Annotated in this window: 24 protein-coding genes; 6 read left to right on the forward strand and 18 right to left on the reverse strand. The window is 49.6% G+C overall.

Annotated elements, in window-relative coordinates; all coding sequences use genetic code 11:
• Nucleotides 1-126 precede the first annotated feature (126 nt).
• The 11 genes from rpoZ to I8U17_RS05515 form a co-directional block, all read right to left on the reverse strand.
• A complete protein-coding gene (gene rpoZ / locus I8U17_RS05465; protein ID WP_033100284.1) occupies nucleotides 127-327 on the reverse strand; it encodes a DNA-directed RNA polymerase subunit omega in 201 nt (66 codons plus the stop codon).
• A gap of 15 nt (nucleotides 328-342) precedes the next feature.
• Nucleotides 343-945, reverse strand: a complete 603-nt coding sequence (gene gmk / locus I8U17_RS05470; protein WP_033100283.1) for a guanylate kinase — start codon at nucleotides 943-945, stop codon at nucleotides 343-345.
• A 14-nt stretch (nucleotides 946-959) separates the two neighbouring features.
• Nucleotides 960-1,226 carry an extracellular matrix/biofilm regulator RemA gene (gene remA, locus I8U17_RS05475; protein WP_033100282.1) on the reverse strand — a complete coding sequence of 89 codons (267 nt, stop codon included), beginning with the start codon at nucleotides 1,224-1,226 and terminating at the stop codon, nucleotides 960-962.
• Between the two features lie 184 nt (nucleotides 1,227-1,410).
• Complete coding sequence (locus tag I8U17_RS05480; RefSeq protein ID WP_052154070.1) at nucleotides 1,411-2,322, reverse strand: YicC/YloC family endoribonuclease; 912 nt, start codon at nucleotides 2,320-2,322, stop codon at nucleotides 1,411-1,413.
• A 154-nt stretch (nucleotides 2,323-2,476) separates the two neighbouring features.
• Nucleotides 2,477-3,874: a branched-chain amino acid transporter BcaP gene (gene bcaP, locus I8U17_RS05485; RefSeq protein ID WP_033100318.1), complete on the reverse strand. Its 1,398-nt coding sequence runs from the start codon at nucleotides 3,872-3,874 to the stop codon at nucleotides 2,477-2,479.
• A gap of 746 nt (nucleotides 3,875-4,620) precedes the next feature.
• A complete protein-coding gene (locus tag I8U17_RS05490) occupies nucleotides 4,621-5,694 on the reverse strand; it encodes a M42 family metallopeptidase (protein WP_198059133.1) in 1,074 nt (357 codons plus the stop codon).
• 232 nt (nucleotides 5,695-5,926) lie between these two features.
• Nucleotides 5,927-7,147: an ROK family transcriptional regulator gene (locus tag I8U17_RS05495; protein ID WP_033100277.1), complete on the reverse strand. Its 1,221-nt coding sequence runs from the start codon at nucleotides 7,145-7,147 to the stop codon at nucleotides 5,927-5,929.
• Nucleotides 7,148-7,645: 498 nt separating this feature from the next.
• Nucleotides 7,646-8,317 (reverse strand): ABC-2 transporter permease, encoded by a 672-nt coding sequence (locus I8U17_RS05500; RefSeq protein ID WP_033100275.1) that lies wholly within the window; start codon nucleotides 8,315-8,317, stop codon nucleotides 7,646-7,648.
• The gene (locus tag I8U17_RS05505; protein ID WP_198059134.1) at nucleotides 8,310-9,179 is read right to left on the reverse strand and encodes an ABC transporter ATP-binding protein; all 870 of its coding nucleotides are present in this window, start codon (nucleotides 9,177-9,179) and stop codon (nucleotides 8,310-8,312) included. Before I8U17_RS05505 ends, I8U17_RS05500 begins: the two co-directional genes overlap by 8 nt.
• On the reverse strand, nucleotides 9,176-9,556 hold the full coding sequence (locus tag I8U17_RS05510) for a GntR family transcriptional regulator (protein ID WP_033100273.1): 381 nt from the start codon (nucleotides 9,554-9,556) through the stop codon (nucleotides 9,176-9,178). Before I8U17_RS05510 ends, I8U17_RS05505 begins: the two co-directional genes overlap by 4 nt.
• A gap of 373 nt (nucleotides 9,557-9,929) precedes the next feature.
• Nucleotides 9,930-11,282, reverse strand: a complete 1,353-nt coding sequence (locus I8U17_RS05515; RefSeq protein ID WP_198055672.1) for a glucose-6-phosphate isomerase — start codon at nucleotides 11,280-11,282, stop codon at nucleotides 9,930-9,932.
• 399 nt (nucleotides 11,283-11,681) lie between these two features.
• Here I8U17_RS05515 and I8U17_RS05520 point away from each other — a divergent pair, with 399 nt between their 5' ends.
• Nucleotides 11,682-12,524, forward strand: a complete 843-nt coding sequence (locus tag I8U17_RS05520) for a DUF3153 domain-containing protein (protein ID WP_198059135.1) — start codon at nucleotides 11,682-11,684, stop codon at nucleotides 12,522-12,524.
• 49 nt (nucleotides 12,525-12,573) lie between these two features.
• Here the strand turns inward: I8U17_RS05520 and dapF are convergent, their stop codons facing one another.
• Both dapF and I8U17_RS05530 read right to left on the reverse strand, forming a co-directional pair.
• Entirely contained in the window at nucleotides 12,574-13,413 is an 840-nt protein-coding gene (gene dapF, locus I8U17_RS05525) for a diaminopimelate epimerase (RefSeq protein WP_198059136.1), read from the reverse strand.
• Nucleotides 13,414-13,431: 18 nt separating this feature from the next.
• Nucleotides 13,432-16,173 carry a calcium-translocating P-type ATPase, SERCA-type gene (locus I8U17_RS05530; protein WP_232330925.1) on the reverse strand — a complete coding sequence of 914 codons (2,742 nt, stop codon included), beginning with the start codon at nucleotides 16,171-16,173 and terminating at the stop codon, nucleotides 13,432-13,434.
• Nucleotides 16,174-16,322: 149 nt separating this feature from the next.
• Here I8U17_RS05530 and I8U17_RS05535 point away from each other — a divergent pair, with 149 nt between their 5' ends.
• From I8U17_RS05535 to I8U17_RS05545, 3 genes are all read left to right on the forward strand, one after another.
• Nucleotides 16,323-17,495, forward strand: a complete 1,173-nt coding sequence (locus I8U17_RS05535) for a glycosyl hydrolase family 18 protein (RefSeq protein ID WP_198059137.1) — start codon at nucleotides 16,323-16,325, stop codon at nucleotides 17,493-17,495.
• 164 nt (nucleotides 17,496-17,659) lie between these two features.
• Nucleotides 17,660-19,378 carry an Rqc2 family fibronectin-binding protein gene (locus I8U17_RS05540; RefSeq protein ID WP_033100268.1) on the forward strand — a complete coding sequence of 573 codons (1,719 nt, stop codon included), beginning with the start codon at nucleotides 17,660-17,662 and terminating at the stop codon, nucleotides 19,376-19,378.
• Between the two features lie 201 nt (nucleotides 19,379-19,579).
• On the forward strand, nucleotides 19,580-20,080 hold the full coding sequence (locus I8U17_RS05545) for a DinB family protein (RefSeq protein ID WP_198059138.1): 501 nt from the start codon (nucleotides 19,580-19,582) through the stop codon (nucleotides 20,078-20,080).
• A gap of 78 nt (nucleotides 20,081-20,158) precedes the next feature.
• On the opposite strand, the gene I8U17_RS05550 is transcribed toward I8U17_RS05545, so the two are convergent.
• From I8U17_RS05550 to I8U17_RS05560, 3 genes are all read right to left on the reverse strand, one after another.
• Nucleotides 20,159-20,380 carry a DUF2553 family protein gene (locus tag I8U17_RS05550; RefSeq protein ID WP_033100266.1) on the reverse strand — a complete coding sequence of 74 codons (222 nt, stop codon included), beginning with the start codon at nucleotides 20,378-20,380 and terminating at the stop codon, nucleotides 20,159-20,161.
• A gap of 141 nt (nucleotides 20,381-20,521) precedes the next feature.
• Nucleotides 20,522-21,538 carry a cytochrome d ubiquinol oxidase subunit II gene (locus I8U17_RS05555; RefSeq protein WP_033100265.1) on the reverse strand — a complete coding sequence of 339 codons (1,017 nt, stop codon included), beginning with the start codon at nucleotides 21,536-21,538 and terminating at the stop codon, nucleotides 20,522-20,524.
• Nucleotides 21,522-22,886: a cytochrome ubiquinol oxidase subunit I gene (locus I8U17_RS05560; RefSeq protein ID WP_033100264.1), complete on the reverse strand. Its 1,365-nt coding sequence runs from the start codon at nucleotides 22,884-22,886 to the stop codon at nucleotides 21,522-21,524. The genes I8U17_RS05555 and I8U17_RS05560 overlap by 17 nt, the downstream gene beginning before the upstream one ends.
• A gap of 185 nt (nucleotides 22,887-23,071) precedes the next feature.
• On the opposite strand from I8U17_RS05560, the gene splB reads away from it, so the two are divergent.
• Together splB and I8U17_RS05570 are read left to right on the forward strand one after the other, a co-directional pair.
• A complete protein-coding gene (splB, locus tag I8U17_RS05565; RefSeq protein ID WP_198059139.1) occupies nucleotides 23,072-24,091 on the forward strand; it encodes a spore photoproduct lyase in 1,020 nt (339 codons plus the stop codon).
• A gap of 36 nt (nucleotides 24,092-24,127) precedes the next feature.
• The gene (locus I8U17_RS05570; RefSeq protein WP_052154067.1) at nucleotides 24,128-24,574 is read left to right on the forward strand and encodes a YugN family protein; all 447 of its coding nucleotides are present in this window, start codon (nucleotides 24,128-24,130) and stop codon (nucleotides 24,572-24,574) included.
• 49 nt (nucleotides 24,575-24,623) lie between these two features.
• On the opposite strand, the gene pyrE is transcribed toward I8U17_RS05570, so the two are convergent.
• Together pyrE and pyrF are read right to left on the reverse strand one after the other, a co-directional pair.
• Nucleotides 24,624-25,196: an orotate phosphoribosyltransferase gene (gene pyrE / locus I8U17_RS05575; RefSeq protein WP_198055664.1), complete on the reverse strand. Its 573-nt coding sequence runs from the start codon at nucleotides 25,194-25,196 to the stop codon at nucleotides 24,624-24,626.
• A 5-nt stretch (nucleotides 25,197-25,201) separates the two neighbouring features.
• Complete coding sequence (pyrF, locus tag I8U17_RS05580) at nucleotides 25,202-25,921, reverse strand: orotidine-5'-phosphate decarboxylase (protein ID WP_198059140.1); 720 nt, start codon at nucleotides 25,919-25,921, stop codon at nucleotides 25,202-25,204.
• Nucleotides 25,922-25,981 lie beyond the last annotated feature (60 nt).

Consider the following 25,981-nt stretch of genomic DNA (forward strand, 5'->3'; position numbering starts at 1 on the left):
GGGGTTTCAGCGCAATCCGCTTCTTCTCACAAAAAGAACAACCTTTTAAACAGGTTGCCGTCAAAAACAAGCAAAACGATCAGGGGAACCGTTTCCTCTTTGCACGTTCCCCTGATCGGCATGCCTTTATCCTTTGTGCGGATGTTCCGGCACGAGGAGATCATCGGCGATCTCTTCCAAAGCCATCCCCACATATTTTTTCGAATGCGGCTTGATTTGGGGCTCCTGCCCGTCGAGCAGTTGGCGCGCCCGCTTTGCCGCCAAAACGACCAACGAATATTTGCTGTCCGCTTTTTTCATCAACAAATCAATGGATGGATAAAGCATTTTCCTTCCTCCCATCTATTCGCTTAAGATCAGGCGGTCTTTCCGGCAATGTTCGGCCGTGATGATCGCCCGGATTCGTTCACAGGCTTGCTCCACCTCATCATTGATCACCACGTAATCGTAGCGCTCGATCTGTTTCAGCTCATCGGTTGCGGCATCCAAGCGGTGAGCCAGAGAGGTTTCCGTTTCCGTGCCCCGGTTTAAAATGCGGCGCTTCAAATCTTCAAAGGAAGGAGGTACCAGAAAAATGAAAATGCCCTGGGGAAATTTCTCCCGCACCTGCATGGCTCCTTGTACCTCAATCTCCAGTAAAATGTCCTGTCCGGAAGCCAGCGTTTCCTCGACAAACCGCCGGGGAGTTCCGTAATAGTTTCCCACATATTGCGCCCATTCAATCAGTTCGTCGTTTTGAATCATCTTTTTAAACTCGGGTACGGTCTTGAAAAAATAGTTGACTCCGTCCACTTCCGATTCACGCGGCGGGCGGGTCGTAGCGGAAATGGAATAGGTCAGTTCCGGCATTTTTTTGCGAAGTGCCGAACAAACCGTTCCCTTTCCGACACCGGACGGGCCCGAAACCACGATCAACAGTCCTTCACGCAAATAATTCGCCTTCATAGAAAAGTCCTTTCCTATTCAACAATCTCTTCATGATGTTCTTTGCTGGCCAGCCGGTGAGCCACCGTCTCCGGCTGTACCGCTGACAGGATCACATGATCGCTGTCCGTGATGATGACCGCACGCGTTCTGCGGCCATATGTAGCATCGATCAAAACACCCCGTTCGCGCGCTTCCTGAATGATCCGCTTGATCGGGGCGGAATCCGGACTGACAATGGAGACAATCCGGTTGGCCGAAACAATATTGCCGAAACCAATATTAATTAATTTGATACCCAAGTTTGAGTACCTCCTCACCCAATTTGAGATCAATCGTATTTCGAAGCGGGAATGGAAAACATTCCCGGCTCTGAAAGTTGCGCTTCATAAGGTAAAAAATACCAAATTAAAGGAATGAAAGAAAAAAAACGCATTTCCAGCCTACTAGGCTATTTTAGATCGTTTTTCCGTCCGAATCAATGTTTTACTCAATGTTTTGCACTTGTTCTCTGATTTTTTCCAGAACACTCTTACAGTCCACAACCCGGGAGCTGATGCTTGGCAGGTTCGCCTTGGAACCGATGGTATTCACTTCGCGATTCATTTCCTGCACAAGAAAATCGAGGCGGCGCCCAACCGGTTCACTTTGGGAAAGAGCCTTTTCAAACTGGCTCATGTGGCTTTTCAGTCTCGTCAACTCTTCAGTGATGTCTGCTTTTTCCACCCAGATCGCCACTTCGGTAAGCAGGCGGTCCGGATCGGTTTCCAGATCCCCCAGCATCTCCTCCAGCCTTGTCTTCAACCGTTTTTTCACATGTTCGGCCACGATCGGCGTCTCCCGTTCGATTTCCTCCACTATTTTACTCAATGTTTGCAGGCGCCCGGTCAGATCTTGCCCCAAATGATTCCCTTCCTGCTCCCTCATTTGTCTCAGCTCCTTCAGCGCCCCGTCAACCGAAGAGAGAAACGCCGCACGGTACTTTTCCACATCCCATTTCACTTCATCGATCAGCCAAAGCTCCGGCTTTTGAAGCAAATCAGCCAGGGTCAGTTCTGCCCGGATGCCCCACTCCTGTTCGGCGATTTTGCCGGCCTGCAAAAAGCCGCGCAGCAAATTCCAGTCCAATTGCACGTTGCGCTCAGGCGGCCGGATTCCTTCAATCGTGATGAAGACATCAATTCTTCCCCGCCGTGCAACCTTTTGCACCTGTTTTCGCACGAGGTCTTCCAAACAGAGCCAACCCTGCGGAATGCGAATGACAATATCCAAAAAACGATGGTTGGTCGAACGGATTTCCGTGACGAAGCGGATGCCATTTTCCTCTGCTTCCCCGTGTCCATAACCCGTCATGCTCAACACCGTTACTCTGTTTTCCATGTCTTTAAACCCTTTCATCCAATTTGTTCTCTTTCCATCATAATCAAATGAAACGTTTTCGATCTACTGTTTATCCATCAGGAGGCAGAATTCAGACATTTCAATGAACAAAAAAAGCGGCTCCCCCGAAAGATTCAGGAGAGCCGCCATAGGTGATTGGCTCCATGACCTCTTATTTTTCTTGATTTAACAGCGAATGTTTGCGCGAATAGAGGAAATACACGATCAAGCCGATGCCGAGCCAAACGAGGAATGCCACCCAAGTGATCCATTTCAGCTGTGACATCAGGAACAAACAGGCAAGCACGGCCAGACCGGGCAAATAAGGAACACCCGGACAGCGGAATGCCCTTGGCAGATCGGGCTGCTTGTACCGCAGGACAATCACGCCGACGGAAACGAGGGCAAAAGCCGACAAGGTTCCGATGTTAACCAGTTCAGCCAACTTGTCCAGCGGGAGCAGTGCCCCGATAAAAGCGGCGATCGTCCCCAGGAGCCAGGTGCTGCTGTAAGGGGTTTTAAAACGCGGGTGAACCTGGGAAAAGACTTTCGGCAACAGTCCGTCTCTCGACATGGAGAAGAAAATCCGCGTCTGTCCGTAAAGCATAACCAGAATCACCGTCGTCATCCCCATAATGGCCCCGAGGTCAACAATGCCAGCCGCCCAGTTTTGATGAGCCACTTCGAGCGCGAGCGAAACCGGATGATCCATGTTCTGGTTAAATTGTTGATAATGAACGATCCCGGTCATAATGAGAGTGACGATGACATACAGCAATGTGCAAATTCCCAGCGAAAAGAGCAAGCCTTTCGGCAAATCTTTTTTGGGGTTGCGCGTTTCCTCTGCGGCCGCGGCCACCGCGTCAAATCCGACATAAGCAAAAAAGACGAGAGCCGCCGCCTGAAAGATTCCGCTGAAACCAAACGGAGCAAACGGAGACCAGTGAGCCGGTTTCACATAGCCGATTCCGACCGCGATAAAGAGCAAGACAACCAAGATTTTGATAATCACCATCAGGTTGTTCACTTTTTTCGATTCACGAATGCCGCGGGATAACAAAAACGTAATAATCATTACAATCAGAAACGCCGGCAGGTTAAAAATTCCTGATTTCCCCGGCACTCCCGGCGCTGCGGTCAATGCCTCCGGCAAGTTGATGCCGAATCCGGACAACAGCGATTGAAAGTAACCCGACCACCCGACGGAAACCGAACTGACCGCAAATAAATATTCGAGGACGAGATCCCATCCGATAATCCAGGCAATCAGCTCTCCAAGAGTGGCATAGCTGTACGTGTACACGGAACCGGATACAGGCACTAGCGAGGCAAGTTCCGCATAGGACAAAGCGGCCAATCCACAGGCAACTGCCGCAAGAATAAAGGAAATGACAAGTGCCGGCCCCGCTTTTACCGCACCGGTTCCGGTCAGAACAAAAATACCGGTACCGATGATGGCTCCAATCCCCAGCAAGGTCAGATCCCAAGCGGTCAAATCCCGTTTCAGCTTGCTCTTTCCCTGTGCCATGTCCAACATCGACTTGACATTTTTTTTACGAAATAAATTCATCTTCCTCAGCTTCCCCCAACCAAAATTATTTTTAGCAAAATAAGCCAATCTGAATCGGCATTTGCTAATCAATTGAAAAAATTCAGTCTGATACAAGGGACGACCCCTAGGAGCAGCATCGACAGACAGCCTCTCTGCTTTTGCTAAAAATCACCCAGTGTCGATTAGAAAGTTTAGAAAATTAAGCCACGCTATAGGAATTTATTAAAAAAATCTATATCAATATTAAAAAAAATAAACAGATTTTTCAACAATATATTTTTGGAAATATTTCCCTGTGATTCCAGGCGATTAAATATGGAAAAATATGTCCAAGGCCGGCTCTGTATGCCTTCTTTTGATTCCCTCTTATTTTTTTCAACAGAGATGATTTCCATTCACTTCTCCCGCAGAGTATTGTTTAACCAAATACTGGATCCGGCAAAGGATGATTAAAATCGGGCAGACTTTGTCTCTGCTGCAAAACAAAAATTCCAAACAGTGGAAAATCGCGGATCTGATTGAAGTTTGACCGCAAGAAGTCTCTCCCTTCCCGGAGATCGGGGGATGAAGCCTGTGGGTTTTCACCGGAGCCCGGCACTCAAAAACTTCCCCCTACACACCTGTCTTCTCCCCAGTATATGGAAAATAAAAAACACGCCCTCCGCAAGAGAGCGTGTTCTCTGAAACATTTTATGTCCCGGGGCACTGCCCTGAAGAAGGCTTGGGCAAATCGCAGGGAAAGCCCGCCTCGATGTAAAGCAAGACTAACCGCACAGCTTTTCCATTTGCTTGTGGTCCAGCTTTTTGACCACTGCCGTCACCAGCCGCACGGCCTGTTCAAAGTCTGTTCTCGACATCAGCGCATTATGGCTGTGAATATACCGCGTCGGAAATCCGAGAGCAACTGTCGGGCAGCCGCCCCCGTTTAGATGGAAACGGCCTCCATCGGTTCCTCCTCTGAGAAGCGCATCATATTGCAAGGGAATCTCCAGCTCTTCCGCAGTCTCAATGATCAAATTTCGCAATCCGCCGTGCCCGATCATGGTAAAATCCATCAAGTATATAAGGGGGCCTTTGCCGAGAGCCGCTTCACCCGGGTACGATTCAAAACCAGGTGTATCATAAGCAATGCCGACATCCAGGGCAAAAGCGATGTCCGGTTTGATCAGGTGGGCAAGCGTGGAAGCTCCCCTCATTCCCACTTCCTCCTGTACCGTCGCTCCTGCGAAGACAACATTGGGATGATCCTCATCCTGAAGGTTTTTCAGCACTTCGACAGCCATGGCACAGCCAGCCCGGTTGTCCAGTGCCTTTCCACCCCATAACTCACCGTTTTTCAAAGTAAAAAAGTCAGAAACGGGAACAACCGGATCTCCCGGGCGGATTCCCATTTCCTCCACTTCTTCCCGGCTGCCGGCTCCCACATCGATAAACATATCCTTTAAATCGAGCACTTTTCTTCTCTCTTCCGGTGTCAAAACATGCGGCGCCTTTGAACCGACCACGCCAATGTAGTCTCCGCGGCGCGATTGAACCGTAACACGGTGGGCCAACACGTTGTGCGGCCACCATCCACCCAGTGGCTGAAAACGCAGAAATCCGCGCTCAGTGATCCGGGTGACCATAAATCCAACCTCATCCAGATGCCCGGCCAATAAAACGCGGGGGCCTTTGGAATCCCCTGTTTTTTTTCCGACGACACCGCCGAGCCGATCCTTGAGAATTTCTTCTGAAAGCGGTTTCAAATATTGCTCCATCTTTTGCCGGACCGTTCCTTCAAATCCGGCCACTCCGTTGGCTTCCGTCAGTTCCTTCATCATCAGCGTTAAACGATCCATTTTGTTCCTCCTCGGTTTCGACTTGTTTGTTTTGCCAATTGGATCGCTTTCCGAAAATAAAAATCAAGATTATGTAAAAAAAAGAAAAAAAACTCGTTTAAACGCAATTTACCCAAAACTAAAAAGCGATCAGTCTCATTATTATGACATGAATCAATTATTTTATCAATCTTTCCTCTTTTGGGAATGGTCTGTCGGCGTGAAGGGGAGCCTCTTGCCATTGAGGCTCTTTTTAATCCGTTTCCGCTGCCCCGGCAGGAGCAAAAATCTTTTTGAGCACGAGAGTAAACGCTCCGATCAGCGTCGCCTTTTTGCCCAGCTCCGACACCACAATGGAAACTTGTTCTGCCGGCCGCTCCAGAGCACGCGACCTTACCGTTTCCAAAAGAGGATCGATGATAAATCTCCCGGCGCGCGTTACACCCCCGTGAAGGATGATTCGTGAAGGGTTGAAGGTGTTGATGAGGTTGGCCAAACCCACCCCCAAAAATCTTCCCGTATCCGCCAGCACGTCAATCGCCAGCAAATCCCCGTCGAGAGCTGCTTCATAAATGGCTTCACCCGTCAGCCCGTCAGCATTTCCCTCAAGCTTTTCGCACAGTATGCTTTTTCGCCCCCGCTCGATCTCCCTTTTCGCCCGTTCCACCATCGCCGGTCCTGATGCCAATGCTTCAAGGCAGCCGTAATTCCCGCAACTGCACTTGGGACCATCGATGTCGATCGTGGTATGGCCGATCTCCCCGGCAGAATAGGAATCCCCCTGATAAAGTTCGTGATCCAGGATAATCCCCGCTCCGATTCCCGAACTGATATTCACCGTGATAAAATTGGCCAGGTCGCGCCCCTGTCCAAACCAGCTCTCCGCCAACGCCAAAGAGCGTACATCGTTTTCCATTTCCACCAGCACGTTCAACTCGGTTTCCAGATATTTTTTGACCGGAACGCGTTTCAGATGAAGATGGGGGGCATAAATCGACTCCCCTTGCAGCGGATCAACCAAGCCATGCATGCCGATACCGATTCCGAGCGCTTGCTGCCCCTCGCGCCGGACAAACGCCAATGCCTTTTCCGACAAACGTTTCAATTCCAGCAAAAAAGCCGTCTCATCCGGGTTGTCCGGCAAAAAACAGGAGCACTCATAGACGATCTTGCCATCCAGGTTGGCCACGGCCGCATCCAGTTTTTTCGCCCGAGCATAAATGCCGATGACGTAAAACCCGGATGAATTGATCTTTAGCATGATCGGTTTGCGCCCGCCGGTTGAAATGCCCAGATTGCTTTCCACAATCAACCGGTCCTGCAATAATTCACTGACGATATTGGTTACGGTCGGCGGGGTTAATCTGGTCATTTTCGCAATTTCGGCACGGGAAATCGGGCCGTGGAGACGAATAATGTTTAAAATGGTTGATTTATTCAGCGATTTCATCCAGCGAAAACTGCCTGTTTGCATCCCGTCCCCCCCTTTCCTTTCCGTCTGACCTGCTTCTTTTGCCTCTCCTATTATAATACAGGACGTTTTTTGGAAATCACATCAATACTGCTTTTATATTTAAATTAATTAATTTTGTTTTCCATTTCATCTTAACCGTTGGGCTGCCCTTTTGTAAATATTTAACTATGAAGTGTGAACTGACCCAATATCAAAAGATTGCAGCCAGTGGTTCTTCCATAATCGAGGGAATGAATGGGTTCAAAAAATAAAACCGGCTGCCCCTCAGCGTCAGGAATGCCGGCCGGTTTGTGAAAAAATATCTGATCGTACGTTTTACCCGAAATGATATGGTGGTCCCTTCCGGGATGAAAGAGAAAGTATCATGCATTTGCCGAGAATTGCCAAATTGTGCGATGATGGGTGCTATTTTTGCAGCGGCCTTTGTGACGGAAGCAGCCGGCAACAAAGAATGGCCCCCATCCCTAAATCGGCTGATCAAGCCAACTCCCTTTCTAGCTAAAATTCACGTTTGTTATAGATCACACAAGAAAGGAAACAGGAGAGACATCCCAAGAGCAGAACCAGCAACAATCCCTCCGTTTCCAGCATCCAGGCGGGTTGTCCCCTGAAAAAGTCAATCGCTTTTTTGAGAATGCTTTGCGGAATCACCCGTTCAAGGCTGCCGATAATCACCGGGATGAAGAAGACAGAGAAAAAGATGGCAACATTGAATACCCTCGATTTTTGATATCCCCATTTAAAATAGAGGGGAAGGTAGAGTATGCTGGTCAGCCAAAAACTGATTGCTCCCATCAGCATACTTTGCTGTGCTGACATCATTAACGGTTGGAAAAGGCCGGGATGTACTGCCTGACTGACCCCTCCGATGAGGAGGGAAAGAAAGGTGCCGATCAGGACAAACATGAACAGGCTGAGGTAGCGGGCCATCACAATCCGGCTTCTTTTTATGGGCAGACTGTTAAAAAGGATGTCGCTGTTATTTTTGTCATCATAGGAAATGGCTGAACTGAAAAGGGCATAGGAAATGACAAATATTTCCATCGCATAGAAAAACGTTGTTTGCGTTGAATTGGCAAAGACAAAAATAATCAGCAACGCTGTGCACAGGAGAAGAAAAAGCCAATTCCTTGTGGTTAAAATCAAGTCCTTTAACAGAAGATTACGCATACTGTTCACCTCTTGCCATATGCACCATGATTTGTTCCAAACTGGGCTTCTCCATGATAACCTGGCCCTTAAACCGGTCGTTGACCGCTGCAACATCCGCCGTCAGCGCCTCAAAGCCAAACTGGTTGTTGATAACCCCCGTCAAGAGCCCCTCTTCCTGCAACGGCTCCAAAAGATCAGGTCCGCCTTTGACGATGCGGTAGGTATCCAGCAAGTCATCCTTGCTCTCACTGAAAATCAGATTTCCGTTATGGATGAACGTGATATAATCAGCGACCCGTTCCAGATCAGAAGTGATATGGGAAGAGAAGAAGATCGCTTTCTCCTCATCCTGAATGATCTCCAGCAACAAATCGAGCAATTCGCTGCGAAAAATCGGGTCAAGCCCTGAAGTCGGTTCATCCATGATGATCAGTCTGGCATGGTGGGACAAGGCCACGGCCAGGGAAAATTTCATTTTCATCCCCTTGGAAAACTCTTTGATCTTTTTTCGCACCGGCAGGTTAAACCGGTCGATATACTGCGAAAACAAGGAATTATCCCAATCTTCGTAAAATCCGGCAATCACTTTCTTCATTTCCCCGATCGTAAACTCGTCATAAAAATGGTTCTGGTCATAAACAAATCCGATCTGCTGTTTGATTGCCTGCATTTCTTTAGCCTGATCTTTGCCAAAAATGCGGATGGAACCCCCGTTCGGCCGGATCAAGCCGAGAATCGCTTTGATGGTGGTGCTTTTGCCGGAACCGTTTGGGCCGATCAAACCCATGATATAGCCCGGTTCCAGCTGAAACGACAAAGGGCCCAGGGAAAATCCCTTATATTCTTTACGCAAATCCTTTACATCCAAGATGTAACTCATGGTGCTTCCTCCCGAAAGATAGTTTCGACCAGGGCCGTCACTTCCTGCAGGGATAACCCGATTTCCTTCGCTTCTCTGATGGCGGGGCCCAACTTTTCTTTCAGTTCTTCCACTCTCTTTTCATGCAGGAAAAACTGGTCATGGGCCGTGACAAAGGTTCCCTTTCCCGCAACGGTCCGAATAAGCGCTTCTTTTTCCAATTCTTCATACGCTCGTTTGGTTGTGATGACACTCACTTTCAGTTCTTTGGCCAATTTGCGGATCGAGGGCAGGGCATCGCCGCTCTGCAAAATCCCGTTGAAAATCTGATGTTTGATTTGCACCGCGATCTGGGCATAAATCGGTTGGTCTCCGGTTTGCGAAATGATGATTTTCATCTTCAACCCATCCAAGTGTATATATCGTATATGTACAGTATAAACAGATTGACCGGCCAATGCAAGCAACAATAAAAATATTCACGTTGAAGTTTTAAAATCGAGTGGAAACAGAGCACGACTGACCGACCATAAGAACGCAGATCTCCCGCTTTTTGGCGAGGCAATCCAATTGAATAAAAAAAACCATGCCCGGTTGGACATGGCTCACTTGTTAAGTCTAAAAACCCATATAGAATTCCGTCAGGGATCCCGGTGCTTCTCTTGGCCCGGCCCGTCGTGGAACAAGCCGCCGCAGAAAAGCACCAATCCCCTTCTGCAAAAGGTTGTGGACATCACTTCATGCCCGGTTGGACATGAATTCTCATTCGCTTTACTTGTTCAGGCGTTTCAGCAGTTCATCCCGCTGCGCTTCAAATCCCGGTTTCCCGAGCAGGGCGAACATGTTTTTCTTATACGCCTCAACCCCCGGCTGATCAAAGGGATTTACCCCCAATAAATACCCGCTGATGCCGCAAGCCTTCTCAAAGAAATAGACGAGCGCCCCAAAGGTGTACGGACTGATTTCCTCCACTTTGACCGCCAGGTTGGGAACTCCGCCATCCGCATGGGCCAGCATGGTTCCTTCAAAGGCCTTGCTGTTCACGAAATCAAGATCTTTCCCGGCCAAATAGTTCAGGCCGTCCAAATCGCTCTCATCCTTTGGCAGGAGCAACGACTCGCGCGATTTTCCGACAAAGACGACGGTTTCAAAGATGTTGCGCAGCCCCTCCTGGATGTATTGACCCATGGAGTGCAGATCGGTCGTAAAGTTGACGGACGCCGGGAAAATCCCTTTCTGGTCCTTCCCTTCACTTTCACCAAACAGCTGTTTCCACCACTCACTGAAATACTGCAGCGCCGGGTCGTAGTTAACCAGGATCTCCGTCGTTTTTCCTTTGCGGTATAAAATGTTGCGCACAGCTGCATATTGATAGCTCGGGTTTGCTTCGAGATCCAGTGTTTGGTATGCTTCCACCCCTGCTTGCGCACCGGCCATCATTTCATCGATATCGATCCCGGCGACAGCAATCGGCAGAAGTCCGACCGCTGTCAAAACAGAGTACCGGCCGCCCACATCATCGGGAATCACAAACGTTTCGTATCCCTCTTCATCGGCCAACTTCTTCAAGGCTCCTTTGGCCTTGTCCGTTGTGGCATAAATACGGCGGCGCGCCTCTTCTTTTCCGTAGCGCTTCTCCATATATTCACGGATAATGCGGAAGGCGATGGCCGGTTCGGTCGTCGTTCCCGACTTGGAAATCACATTCACACTTACCTCTTTGCCTTCCAAATGTTCGAGAAGGTGAGCCAAATAAGTGGAAGAAATATGGTTTCCGGCAAAATAAATTTGCGGTGTGCGACGTTTATCTTTCGGCAATTCGTTATAGAAGGTATGAGAAAGCATTTCAATCGCGGCACGCGCACCCAGATAGGAACCGCCGATTCCGATTACGACCAGCGCGTCCGAATCAGACTGAATTTTGGCGGCTGCTTTTTTAATCCGGGCATATTCTTCCTTGTCGTATTGAAAAGGAAGATTTACCCAACCGAGAAAGTCCGATCCGGCGCCTGTCCCGTTATGTAGCAAATCGTGGGCCATCCGGATGGCTGGCTGCATTTGCATCAGTTCATGCTCGTTCATAAAGACAGTGGCACTGGAATAATCAAACTGAATTTTATTCATGTTAACCTCCGGATAATTTTTTTCTCAAAATCACTCCCATTTTAACTTAACCAAAATCCATTTTCAAAAAACAGCACAAGTCATAAAAACGCTTTCATTTCTAAAAAATGGACGATCCCCCTGCAAAATGGACAATCTCCCCGCTTGCCGGGGATATACCCATAGAATTGATTCTTCAGTCGTCCCTGTTCTGATCAAACCGACTTTTTCCCATACGCGAATGGATGAAAGATTCCATTTCCGGCTTTCACGCCCTCCCCGCTTTGACACCCATTTTCAACTTCATTACAATGATAGAAATTGCATTCCATTGCGCAATAAGCAATAAATTTTCCATTATTCCAACCCATTCTCGGCCGCCCCCCTGAGTAAACCGAAATCAAAAAGGAGAGGCAGCAAATGAAGAAAAAGTGGACAAAGATCATGGGATTTTTGCTCATCCTCACCGTCTTTCTCACCGGATGCATCGATGCCGATCTGCATGTCACGATCAACCGGGACGGGTCGGGCCAATATGAACTTAAAGTGTTAACCAACCCCCTGATCCTCCCGCAATTCAATGACTTGAAAAACCGCCTGGCGAATCGCGGCTACCAGATCCGTCCCTTGGACGAAGGCGATAAACAGGGATGGGTTGCCGTCAAAGAGGTGGACAGCGTCATCGATGATCCGCCGGGAAAAGAGCTGAAAGAGCAGGCCAATTCCGCTTTTCACTTCTTCGGCAAGCAAAGCGCTTCGCTCCCGCAGGATCAACATCCGCTGACCGCCGGGACGTTCCCAACGGTAAGAGGGCCGGGAAAAGATTTTGAAATAAAAAACGGTTTGTTCACCACTACACTGGTGTACAACACCCATGTCGACCTGACCCATTTAAAACAGGATGGCGCCTACGGACTCGATCAATTGTTTTTTAATCAGATGAATCTGCGCTTTATCCTGACTCTCCCGGTTAAGGCGGACCAAAGCAACGCCACGCAGGTTAGTCCGGATGGGAAAACGCTCACTTGGAAAATCCATCCCGGAGAAGACAACCCGATCTATATGTCGGTTAAAATCCCCAACCCGATCACTTGGGGTATTCTGATTCTCCTGATCGTGCTGCTCCTGATCATTGCCCTGGCCGTTTGGTTGCGACGCCGCAATCGAAACCGCCAAGGCCCGCCGGGAAACGGCCTTGCAACTGTCCCAACCTCTCCCCCGGAGGATGAAGCGGATTCACCCGATTCGTTCCGCTGGGGATGAAGAAAAAGCCAGAATCCATCATTTGCTTTGGATTCTGGCTTCATTCCTTTTAAGCCGGCAACCAAACTCCGTCATAGACGAAAGCAGCAGGCCCGCTCATATAAACCCGGTTATCCGCTTCGCTCCACTCGATCTCCAGATCGCCTCCAAGCAGATGAATCACCGCCCGGCGCGCCAATTTTCCGAGAAGAACACCGGCGACCAGCGTTGCACATGCTCCCGAACCGCAAGCCATTGTTTGTCCGACCCCGCGTTCCCAGACCCGCATGGTCACCTCGGACGGGGAATGAAAAGTGACGAATTCCACATTGGATTTATTGGGAAACAGCCGGTGCGTTTCCAGGATCGGCCCCCATTTTTCCACAGGAAACCGGGAAGCATCGTCTACCTCGATGACAGCATGCGGGTTCCCCATCGACACGCCGGTAAAGTAAAACTGTGCACCTCCGGCCTCGACCGGTTGGTTGATCACCCGCCGGCCGGTTGCAACGACCGGGATTCGCGAAGGCTCCAAAACCGGCTCTCCCATATCGACACGAATCTTCTCCGCTTTTCCCAGGCTTCCGTCCACCCATACCGTCTGCAAACCCACCTTCGTTTCCAGCGTAAACTCGTCTTTTAATGCCGAAAGGCGTTCGTAGCAGTATTTGGCGACACAGCGCATGGCATTGCCGCATTGTTCCGTCAACGAGCCATCGGCATTGAAAATGCGCATCGCTGCATCGGCGTTCTCCGACGGGTACACCACCACCAGTCCGTCTGCTCCGATCCCGGTGTGGCGGTGGCACATTTGTACCGCCAGACGGGAAAATTCCTCCAGATTCGGCGTGTGGTTTTGATACACAATAATAAAATCATTTCTAAGACCGTGCATTTTTGTGAATTTCATGGTCTCTCTCCTTCTGTCTTAACTGTTGGCGATTCGCTTGAGATGCCAGTTGCGCGGTCTCATGACATCGAACAAACCGGCGACGATGACGGGAAGTGTGGATGTTACCGTCACCAGAATCCATTCCCTCAGCCCCAACGGTACTGTATGGAAGACCGGTCCCAGGGGCCGATAGTAGATAACTGCCAGCAGCAAGGCGACAGATGAAAGAACCGCCAGCACCAGCGCCGGATTGTCAAACGGATTTCGCTGAAAAATCGTGCCCTGTGAGCGGCAATCGAAAACATAGATCAGCTGGGACAGAACGAGCGTGGCAAAGGCGACGGTTTGCGCCTTGACCAGATCATCGGGGAACTCGGCATAAGTAACCCAGAATGCCGCCAGTGAGCAAAAGCCGATCAGCAACCCCCTGGTGACAATCTTCCATCCAACCCCCCGTGCAAACACACTCTCCCTGCTGTTTCGCGGTGCCCGTTCCATGGTATTGTCTTCCGCGGGGTCGACTCCCAGGGCCATTGCCGGCAGTCCGTCTGTCACGAGATTAACCCATAAAATCTGGATCGGAACCAGAGGCAACGGAAAACCGAACAACATCGCCAGGAACATAATCAAAATTTCCCCGACATTGCTGGCCAGCAAATAGCTGATGAATTTGCGAATATTATCGTAAATATTCCTTCCTTCTTCAACAGCCGAGACGATGGTGGCAAAATTGTCATCCGCAAGGATCAGGGAAGAGGCCTCTTTTGACACATCCGTTCCCGTCACGCCCATGGCAATCCCGATATCCGCCGCTTTGATGGCGGGCGCATCATTTACTCCATCGCCCGTCATCGCCACGACATGTCCGTGTTTTTGCAGCGCCTTGACGATGCGCAGCTTATGCTCGGGCGATACGCGCGCGTAAACATCCACCTCATTTGCCACACGCAAAAACTCTTCATCGCTCATATTGTAAAGATCTTGTCCGCTCAGTGTCAAACCTTCGGGCCGCTTGATGCCCAGTTCGCTGGCAATGGCCACCGCTGTCGTCTGATGGTCTCCGGTTATCATCACCGTTTTGATCCCCGCCCGACGGCAAACCTCAATCGCTTCTTTGACCTCTTCCCGCGGCGGGTCGATCATGCCAGCCAAACCGACGAAAACGAGATTCTGTTCTATCTGCCAATCTTTATTGAGATTGGTGGTCTGCGGAACTTCGCGGTATGCAAATGCCAGATTCCGCAAGGCCATCGCCGCCAATTGTTCATTCATTTTGAGAATGGTTTGCTTATGCTCCCGCGTAAGTGGCACCACTTTTCCCTTCGAATAAATATGAGTACATCGTCCGATCAAAATCTCGGGAGCGCCTTTGGCATAGAGACGCTGCTTCCCATTTTTGTTTCTCACCAAAACAGACATCATTTTCCGTTCAGAGTCAAAGGGGTACTCTTTGACCCGCACCCATTCTTTTTTCAGCGTTTCACCAGTAATGCCCGCTTTGCCCGCAGTTACGATGAGCGCTCCGTCAGTGGGATCACCGTCAATTTTCCAAACCGTCCGCTTTTTGATTACCCCTGCCCCCTTTTCCTTAATCAGGGAGGCGTTGTTGCAGAGGGCGGAAATCTCCAGTAACTGTTTTAAAGCAGGCTCTTTGGCCGCATCGATCTCTTGTTTTCCCAACTTGAATTTACCAACAGGTTCATAGCCGCTTCCGGTCACCTGAATCAATTTTTGATCGGTCCAAATATGGGTGACGAACATTTTATTTTGCGTCAGCGTACCGGTTTTATCCGAACAAATCACAGTCGCACACCCCAGCGTCTCGACAGACGGGAGTTTGCGCACAATGGCCCGGCGTTTGATCATGCGCTGCACCCCGAGAGCCAGGGCAATCGTGACAATCGCCGGCAATCCTTCGGGAATGGCGGCAACTGCCAGCGAAACTCCGGCCAGAAACATCCTATATGCATCTTGGCCGTGCAAAATCCCGGTAACCACGACAAGCGCCGTCAACAGCAGCGCCACGATGATCAAAATCTTCCCCAGTTGCTCCAGCCGCCGTTTTAACGGGGTGTCCATTGTCTCCGTCGTTTCGATCAGATGGGCAATCCGTCCCATTTCCGTCTCCATGCCCGTATGTACCACAATACCCGTTCCGTTTCCCCGGACAACCATCGTTCCCATATAGCCCATGTTTTTCCGGTCTCCCAGGGAAACATCGGCATGGGGGAGAGGGGCGCTGTTTTTCTCCACGGGAACCGATTCCCCGGTGAGCGCCGACTCTTCAATATAAAGGCTTTCCGCTTTGATCAGACGAAGATCAGCCGGAATCCGGTCCCCGCTTTCCAGCGCCACCACATCGCCCGGAACCAGCAGGGAAGCATCGATGCGGGTCCATTTTCCCTGCCTGAGCACCTTGGCTGTCGGCGCGGATAATTTTTTCAAGGCGGACAGTGATTTCTCCGCACGCACTTCCTGTATGAATCCGAGAAAAGCGTTTAACAGTACAATGGCGATGATCGCGATCGCATCCGTATATTCTCCGAGCAAACCGGAAATCAGTGTCGCCACCAGAAGGACCAGTACCATAAAGTCCTTGAACTGGTCGATGAACAGTCCGAACAGCGAGCTTTTCTCCCCTTCCGCCAACCGGTTGTAACCCGCCCGCTTGAGCCGTTCCTTCGCTTCATCCCCGTTCAGGCCAACAGAGGGATTCACCCCAAAATAAGCTGCAACCCGTTCTGGATCCCAATCAATCCATCGTGCTTGTTCCGCCAACTTTCTTCCTCCTTTGTCCCATCTGTCTATTTTCCAATCTATTCAGACGAGCTTTCAAACATGCCTTGCACAGCGATTCAGTCCCGGTGCATAAAAAAAAGCAGTTCAAGAAGACTAAAGGATAAAATTATGAAAAACAGGTGAGACAAATGAAACGTATTCTTTTATTATTTACTGTCCTAACCCTTATTTTCACAGGATGCTCGGCCCCGACTAAAAAGGAAAGCGGGGGAAAACGCCCCCAGGCGACCGCATATCGGACGAATCATACAGAACCGATGAACACCCGTGGCAGAACGGTCCCTGTCAAACCCCGGGAAAAAACAAAACCGCCGGCGGCCAAACCCCATATTGATACCATCGGTTTTTTGGAAGTCGACAATCCCAAAACAGCGGTGGCAGCAGTCAACCAAGCGGCACCCAATCTGACTTATGTCAGCTTTTTCAGCTACCGCGTCCGGTCGGACGGAAGTCTGATTCCTCTCAATGATACGGCTCCGTTAATAACCACGCGCAAAAACGGAGCCGTTCCGATGCTGGTCATTACCAATTTTGCCAACGGCAATTTTCAGTCGGACATTGCCCACCGGATCTTCACAAACAAAGCAGCTTCACGAAAATTGATCGCCAATGTGATCCGCGTGATGAAACAAAAAGGATATCGGGCACTCAACGTCGATTTTGAACATCTTCACCCTCAGGACCGCCATTTGTACAACAGTTTTCTGACCACCCTGGTTCCATTGGCGAAACGGGAAGGATTTATCGTTTCCACTGCACTTGCCCCCAAGCAGAGCGACCATGATCGCGGACCTTGGCACGGGGCGCACGACTATGCTTTTCACGGAAAAATCGCCGATTTTGTCATTCTGATGACCTACGAATGGGGCTGGACCGGCGGGCCTCCGATGGCGGTATCCCCCGTACCGCAAATTCGCAAAGTGATTGAATATGCCATAACCAAAATCCCCGCCCGAAAAATTATCATGGGCGCTCCGTTGTACGGGTACGATTGGACCCTTCCCTATAAAAAAGGCGGCCCTCCGGCCAAACGGATATCCCCGAAAGAAGCGGATACCCTCGCCCATCAAAAGGGAATCAAAGTCCGGTACAGCAAACGGGATGAAGCTCCTTGGTTCCGTTACACGGACAGAGCCGGCAAACGGCATGAAGTTTGGTTTGAAGATGCACAAAGCATACAAGCCAAGTTCAATCTGGTGAAGCAGTACGGACTGCACGGGATCAGTTACTGGGTATTGGGCGAAAGCTTTCCCGAAAACTGGACCATGCTGCGGGATAATTTCCATATCAACAAATTTTGATGCCAACGAATCGAACCCGAGTTTCTGCGAAACAAAACCCGGGTTCGTTTTTTTACACTTTGTAGTAAAATGAATAGAGCCATCTTCGTGTCATGCAGGGCAGCACCGCCTGGCTTGCAACACGTTTTCACAGAAGACTCTTTCAGAGAAAAGGATGAATCCTGATGTCGTTTGACGGAATTGTTACCCGCGCTGTTGTTCATGAGTTAAACCAGGTATTAAGCGGCGGGCGCATCACGAAAATTTACCAGCCGGCTGACCTGGAACTCATCTTGCATATACGTTCCCAAGGAAAAAATCATCAGTTGCTGCTATCGGCTCATCCTGCTTTTGCCCGTGTTCAGCTCACAAAGGCAAAAGCAGATAACCCTTCGGAACCTCCGATGTTTTGCATGCTCCTGCGCAAACACGCCGAGGGGGGAATTATTGAATCGATTCATCAGGTTGGAATGGAGCGCATCATTCAAATCGATTTTCGCACCCGCGACGAACTTGGAGATGTGGTAAAACGGCGCCTGGTGATGGAAATCATGGGGCGCCACAGCAACATTATTTTGCTCGACCCGGAGAAAAATGTCGTTTTTGACGGGATCCGCCGCGTCAGTCACGCCATCAGCAAGTATCGGCAGATCTATCCCGGTGTCCCTTATCTCGAGCCGCCGTCACAAGGAAAGCGAAATCCGCTGACGGCAGATAAAAATACATTTATCTCAGGCTTTGATTACAACGGCGGGCGGCTGGACAAACAGATCGTCGCGCGTTTCACCGGAATCAGCCCCCTTCTGGCAAAAGAAATCGTGGAGCAGACCGGCCCCGGCAGCCGGGATCAACTTTGGGAAACGTTCAGCTCCTATATGGAACGCGCCAGGGAGCACGATTTTCGCCCTGTCATCATAAAGGCAAAGCAAAAAAGTCATTTTTATGTGTGGCCGCTTTCTCACCTTGACGGCGAGATCCAATCCTTCCCCTCGATCAGCGAATGCCTGGAACACTTTTATTACGGAAAAGCCCAGCGAGACCGCATCCGCCAGCAAACCCATGATTTGATGCGCAAATTAAAAAATGAAATCGAGAAAAACACCAAGAAAATCGAGATTTTGCAAAATGAGATCAATCAGGCGGACAAAGCGGATCAATACCGGATGTTCGGCGAATTGGTCACCGCCTCGCTTTATCAGATTAAACGCGGCGATACCGAAGTCAAAACGATCAACTACTTCGATCCGGAAACACCCGAGGTGACGATTCCCCTCGATCCGACTTTATCTCCCCCGGAAAACGCGCAGCGCTACTTCAAGAAGTACAATAAATTAAAAGCGGCCAAAAAATGGAACACAGAGCAAATTGAAAAAGCAAAAGAAGAAAACCTCTATTTGGAATCGGTGCTTGTCCAGCTGGAAAACTGCAGTTTGCGTGAAGTGGAGCAGATCAGGGATGAACTGGCTGAGCAGGGCTGGTTGAAAAGGCAGTCAAACAAGCGGGAGCGAAAGCGCAAGGATGTCCCTGCCCCGTTGAAGGTAATAAGCGGGGATGGAACCGTGATTCTGGTCGGAAAAAACAACAAACAAAACGATTATCTGACCCACCAGCTCGCCTCCTCGACAGACACCTGGCTTCATACCAAAGAGATTCCCGGTTCTCATGTGGTGATCCGCTCCAAACAGGTAACCGATCAAACGCTTCTCGAAGCAGCGATGCTGGCCGCTTATTTCAGCAAAGGGCGGGAGTCGAGCCGGGTTCCTGTCGACTATACCCTGATCAAGCATGTGAAAAAACCATCCGGTGCCCGTCCGGGTTTTGTCACGTATGAGAATCAAAAAACGCTTTATGTCACGCCTGAAGAAGAACAGATTAAAAAAATCCTCGAACGCCAGCCAGAATAAAAATCCCCTTCCCTCTGCCCCCTGCTTCCAGCCCGAAGCGGGGGCTTTTTGCTGCCCAAAAAAAGATCATCACGACTGTTGTCTATTGTATTTAAAATGTTTTATATTAAAATCATTTTGTTTTCTTTTGCTAACAAGAGGTTAAGCAGGAATGAAGTTCCATGTCGCCGAATTATAAATGTCAAGAGAGGAGGAAACGTCATGTTGGGGTTGGACGAAGTACGAAACGAATTGTTGAATGAGATCGATTTGATCAGTGATGAGGATGCAAACCGCAAACCGTTTGAGGATGGATGGTCCATCGCGCAGGTAATCGAACACATCCATCTGGTGGAACGGGCGATCGCATCCCAGTTAAAGCACGGATTATTTGAAGAAAGCGAAACCCCTTTCCCCACAAAGCCGCTTGATCCGTTACTGGATCGGACCAAAAAAGTGAAGGTCTTCTTATCCCACCTGGAACCAAAAGAAGAATTTCAAACACTCGATTCCCTGAAAAAAAAACTGGGCAAATCGCGGGAGCAACTACGGGAGGCATACGAACAGCTGGACCCTCATGCGCTGACGCACAAAGCCGCCGTCTACCCCCCTTTGGGCCTTCTTCCCCTGTCCCAATGGATCGAGGTGGCGGCCGCTCATGAGAAAAGGCATATTAAACAGATAAGAGAAATTAAAAAAACATTGTTTAAACGGGAAAATTAAAGCCTGATCTTATCTGTCCTCATGATGGTCCCGGTTTGAACCCGGGCTCTTCTTTTTCCAAAAAATAAGCGATGCGGCTCAGCACCATCCGGCATCGCAATTTTCCGTATAGTGATCCTTCAGTTTGGTATTTTTTTCACTGGCCAGAATGAGATTATTTTTCATATCATAACCATCATTCATTTGAATCTCTTTGGTTCCGAGATCCATTGATCCGATGGGCTCATGGTTGTGGTAAAAAACCAATCTGCCTCCTTCAAACTTCGCTGACACTTTCTCTGTAATATCCTTCATTCCCATCAAACAAAATCCCCCTCATTCATCAAAATCAGCCAGGGGCCAATGTATGGCCATCTGACACCCTTAGAATATGTTTTTTTCCATGGGAGCATACGGCTTTCACACAACCCCTGTTCACTGACGAAAGCGAAACGGCGGGATTCAACTTTTTTGCAAATACCGCTTATCCTTCAGAAAAAATCTCCAAAAAACAAGGAATCCGGGCAACAGGAGAGCGAGACCGACTGCAAAGACTTTCAACAGCGAATAAAACGTGTCAATATTGGTAAACGCTTCATTGACGGTCATGAACGGGTAAACGATATACGGAAGATGTGCGACGCCGTAAGCGAAAGTGGCCAATGCATATTGGATGGCCACAAACACCACTGCCACCCTTGGCCTGCCATCCTTCCACCACAAGGAAACATAAGCGATCAAAAAGGCGATGATCGAAAGGGCAAACCACTCTTTTTGCCTGCTTAAACCCAATAATAGCCACTGCGCTTCCGGCTTGGAAAAATAAAGAGTCAGCACTGCCACAAGGATGGTGACCGGACCGAAGATCAACGCGATTTTCCGGTAGAGGCGGTAAGCCTCATCGTCCGACGATTCCCGGGAATAATCGGCCAAAAACAGAGAGGACAAAAATAACTCCGATGTCAGACCGAACAACATGTATAAATAGACAGAAGGACTGGACAGCCATTTATCGAACAGCAGGATTTCCCTGTCCGCCAATCTCCTGACAAAACCTCCTTCAGTCACGGGAAGGGCGCTGATCAGAAGTGCCGGGACAAAAAGCCCCGTCAATCCGGAAATAATGCGCAGCGCTTTTTGATACCCCTCCACCGAATAGGCAAAAACCATAAACGCGCTGCGAATGGCGATGAGGAGCAAAATGATGCTGACCGGAACCAGCAACACCGTACCGAGAATATACGCCGCTTTGGGAAAAAAGCCGACGAAGGCGACAACCAGCAACACGAGAACGGTGTTGGTCACTTCCCAGGTGGGTGACAAAAAACGATTGGCAATCCGCCCGGCCCGTGTATTTTTATCCGCGTAAACCATCGCCCAAAAGCTGGCCCCAAAATCAACCGATCCGGCGATACTGTAAATATACAACAGCAACCATACCAGCAAGATTGCAATTGAGGGTTCAATGGGTTGAACCATGTGGTTTCACTCCTACATGTTTAAGTAGATCCAGATCTTTTCTGAGCGGATTGCGCTTAAAATAGGAAATCAACACCACTGCCACCATCACGCTTAACATGAGATAAACCAGGGAAAACAGGATGTACAAACCCCCCAGGTTTCCCGCCTTGGTCGCCGCTTCGGTCGTTCGTTGAAACCCGTAAATCGTCCACGGCTGCCGTCCGCTGCAACTGAAGATCCAGCCCACTTCAATTCCCAGCATGGAAACCGGACCGCTGTAAGCCAATCCCCACAATAACCAGCGCGGAAACGGCTTTCCGGCCCGAGCCTTTTTCCACCAGTAATAAAGGCTGTACGCTGTGACCACAAACAACAGAATCCCGATTCCAACCATCACGTTGAACAAAGTATGGACATAAGCAGGCGGCCATGTATCCCGTGGAAATTCGTTCAAGCCTTTCACTTCCGTATCAAAACGGTTTCCGGCGAGGAAGCTGAGAAAATACGGAATTTCAATCCCGTATTTAACCGTTTGTTCCTTTTGATCGACAAAACCGCCGATGACAATCGGGGCATACTTTGTCGTTTCAAACAGGCCCTCTGCCGCCGCCAGTTTTTCCGGTGTATACCGATGCAGGTTTTGGGCGGAGTCATGGCCGGTAAAAATGGTGAAGAACGAAGTGATAAACGCTGTTACCAATCCCAAAATGAGAGCTTTGCGATGGATGGCTTCTTCTTCGCGGCCGCTTTTCAACAGACGGTAAGCGGCGGCCGATACCACGGCAAAAGCCCCTGTCATCAAAGCGCTGATCACCACATGATAGGCTGTGTCCACAAAGCTGGGGTTAAAGAAAGCCTTCCACGGATTTACATGATAAATCGTTCCATCCGGTTTCATGTCAAAACCTGCCGGGGTATTCATCCACGTGTTGGCGGATGTGATGAGAACAGCTGATGCCGTCGCACCCACAGCCACCAAAAAGACGGCAATGACACGCATATAAGGAGAAAGGCGGTCAGCGGCATAAACATAGATGGATAAAGCTAATGCTTCGAGGAAAAAGGCAAAGATTTCAATCTCAAACGGAACCGATATGACTTGACCGACGATTTTCATAAAACCCGGCCATAACAAAGACAACTGTATGGCCACGATCGTTCCGCTGGGAATGGCCACTCCAAGCAAAATCCCCATCGACTTTGTCCAGCGTTTGGCCATCAGTGCATAATCCCTGTCTTTTCTCCAGTTGTGCAGAAGCTCACTCAAAAATACCATGAAAGAGAGCCCGATGCCCAAAGTCGCATAAATAATATGAAAAGCGAGCGATGTTCCGAAAAAAGCCCGTGCCAAGACAACTTGATCCAATCATTTGCACTCCTTCGCTTCTGATCCTAAAATCCAGTTTACCCATGAGATTGGAAAATCTATACAAGCAATTTTCTTTTCAACATAAAAATGCCCAAAACCACCCTTTCCTCCGTCACGGTCCCCTTTCCCTTCTGAACATAGGAAGCGCCTCGACTGGAAAAACTAAAGTCGAGGTGGATGACATGAAATTATTTCAGCCCGATTTGATTTATTTTGAACCCCAGGCGCTTGAGTATCCATTGGGACAAGAACTGTATAACCGTTTCAAAAACTCAAATATTCCGGTACGGATGACTACTTCGCACAACCGCATTACCAACTTGCCCGGAAAAAATGACCTGGAGAAGTATCGGATCGCGAAAAAAACGCTGGTTGTCGGGGTGCGCAAAACACTGAAGTTCGAACCATCCAAGCCATCTGCGGAATATGCCATCCCATTGGCTACCGGTTGTATGGGGCATTGTCACTACTGTTATCTGCAAACAACGCTGGGGAATCGTCCCTATATCCGGGTTTACGTTAATCTGGAAGAAATTTTCGAGGCGGCAGCCAAATATATACAGGAACGATCCCCTGAAATTACACGGTTTGAAGCAGCATGTACCTCTGACCCGGTCGGGATTGAACATCTAACCGGATCGCTGAAAAAAACGATTGAGTTTATGGGAAAACAGGAACTGGGAAGGCTCCGTTTTGTCACCAAATTCGCAAACGTGGACAGTTTGCTGGATGCAACCCACAACGGGCATACCTGGTTTCGGTTCAGCGTCAATGCCGATTATGTCATTCGCCAATTCGAGCCGGCCACCGCTTCCTTTGACGAACGGGTGGAAGCTGCCGGAAAAGTGGCACGGGCCGGTTATCCGCTCGGATTTATCATCGCCCCATTGATTCTTTATGACGGATGGAAAGAAGGATACACGCAATTGTTAAAAAGGCTGAGCCAGGAACTTCCCGAAACAAACGGGCTCACATTTGAACTGATTTCCCACCGGTTTACACAAACCGCAAAGAAAATAATCTTACAGCGGTATCCCAAATCCAAACTGGAGATGGAGGAAGAAAAAAGAAAAAAGAAATGGGGACGCTATGGCAGAGTGAAGTATGTTTACCAGGAAACGCAGATGAAAGAATTGGAAGAGCACATGAGGGAACAAATCGCACGGTATTTTCCAAATGCTTGCGTGGAATATTTCACCTGAGTAAATCCGTTTTTGTCTTGCAAAGGAGTCAACATTATGCTCACGATTGATTCAAGCAAAATTGAAGGATTTCAGACCAGCTTCGGGACGATGACCGATTTGCTTTATCCGGAAGGGTTCGTTCTGGGAGGCGGTTGGACCTACGAGCACGGTTATTTCGACCATCCTCTTGATTGGGAAAATGAACAGGGTTACCGCTACTATTTGCGCATTCCCGTATATGTTGTAAAAGGCGAAATGCAGGAAAAGGATGCCATCGTTCGGCTGGGCAAACCGTTCGTCATCAAGCATGAATTTCGTACCAAAAACGACCCGTCTGCTGATATTGGAGTTGTCAGTTCTCTCGTTAACCAGTTCAGCGAACCTTTGCCCACAGACGACGCGAAAATCGGGGAGGAATGGAGTTCCAGAGCCAGGCAGATTGTCGCCAAAATCGAGAACAAAATCGAAACGCACCTTTTGGAATCATCATCTCCCAAATAAAAACAGCCGGGACCGTATTTCGATCCTGGCTGTCCCCTGACTCCCTTCCTCATTTCGCAGTGCGGCTGCCCGGCTTGTGCACAGGCAACCCTTGCTGACAAAGAGGGCAGTTTTCCGGTTCATAGCTTTCAATGTGAATCTTCGTCAGCGCGCGGAACGGGTAAGCAAAGGGATTTTTCCCTCCGGTGCGATCAACGATGGCGCCCACTCCTGCGATCACGGCACCAAGGGGAAGCAGCAACTCAATCACTTCCTTGACCGAGCCGCCGGTGGTCACGACATCTTCCACCACCAACACCCTTTCACCCGGCTGAATGGCAAAACCGCGCCGCAGCTCCATTTTCCCGTCTTTCCGTTCGGCAAACAGACAGCGAACGTTCAAAGCCCTTGCCACTTCATGGGCGATGATCACGCCCCCGAGCGCCGGCCCGACCACGACATCGATCTTCTCTCCCTTGAACAGAGAGGCAATCGCTTCTCCGGCCTTCCCGGCATCTTGCGGATACTGAAGCAGGGCGGCGCATTGCATATATTTCCCGCTGTGGCGCCCGGATGACAACAGAAAGTGCCCTTCCTTTAAAACCCCTGTCCGTTCAATCGCTTCTTCCACCAGCCATGCCATCTCTATCACTCCTCCAACACTTCTTTTATCTCTTTGACTATCGCTTCAAACGCGGCAATCGGATCAGTTGCCCGGGTAATCGGACGGCCGATGACGAGATAATCGGCTCCCGACTGAATCGCTTCACCCGGAGTCAACACTCTTTTTTGATCTTGAGCCTCAGCGTGAGCAGGCCTGATTCCGGGGGTTACTGCGAGAAAATCATTCGAAGTGGCCTGTTTGACCATTCCGCTTTCCCGCCCCGAACAGATGACACCGTCAACCCCTGCCCGGTAAGCCAATTGGGCATAGCGGATCACACTCGATTCAACGCTGCCCGGAATGCCCAGTTCCTCATTCAACATTTTCCGGTCGGTGCTGGTCAGTTGCGTCACCGCCAACAACCGGGTTCCGGCCCCCGCTTTCTCACAAGCCTCCTTCGCCGCTTCCAGCATGGCGCGCCCGCCGCAAGCATGAATCGTCAATAAATCAACTCCGAAACGGCTGAGAGATTCGATCCCTTTCGCAACCGTATTCGGGATATCATGCAATTTCAAATCGAGAAAGACGGGAAATCCTTCCTGTTTTCGTTTCACAACCCATTCCGGCCCGACAGCGTAAAAAAGCTGATAACCCACTTTGATAAACGGTTTGTTTTGTGAAAAAGCCCAGGCTTGCAACAATTGTTCGGCTTCGTTCGCACCCGGATAATCCAGTGCGATGATCACCCGCTCTTCTGCCCGCACGCTGCTCCCTCCTTGAAAAATTCAGATGAAAAGCGGGTTCGCAGTCGTCCGCACAGGCGC

It is taken from the genome of Thermoactinomyces sp. CICC 10521 (genome assembly GCF_016055135.1).
GTDB lineage: Bacteria > Bacillota > Bacilli > Thermoactinomycetales > Thermoactinomycetaceae > Thermoactinomyces_A > Thermoactinomyces_A daqus.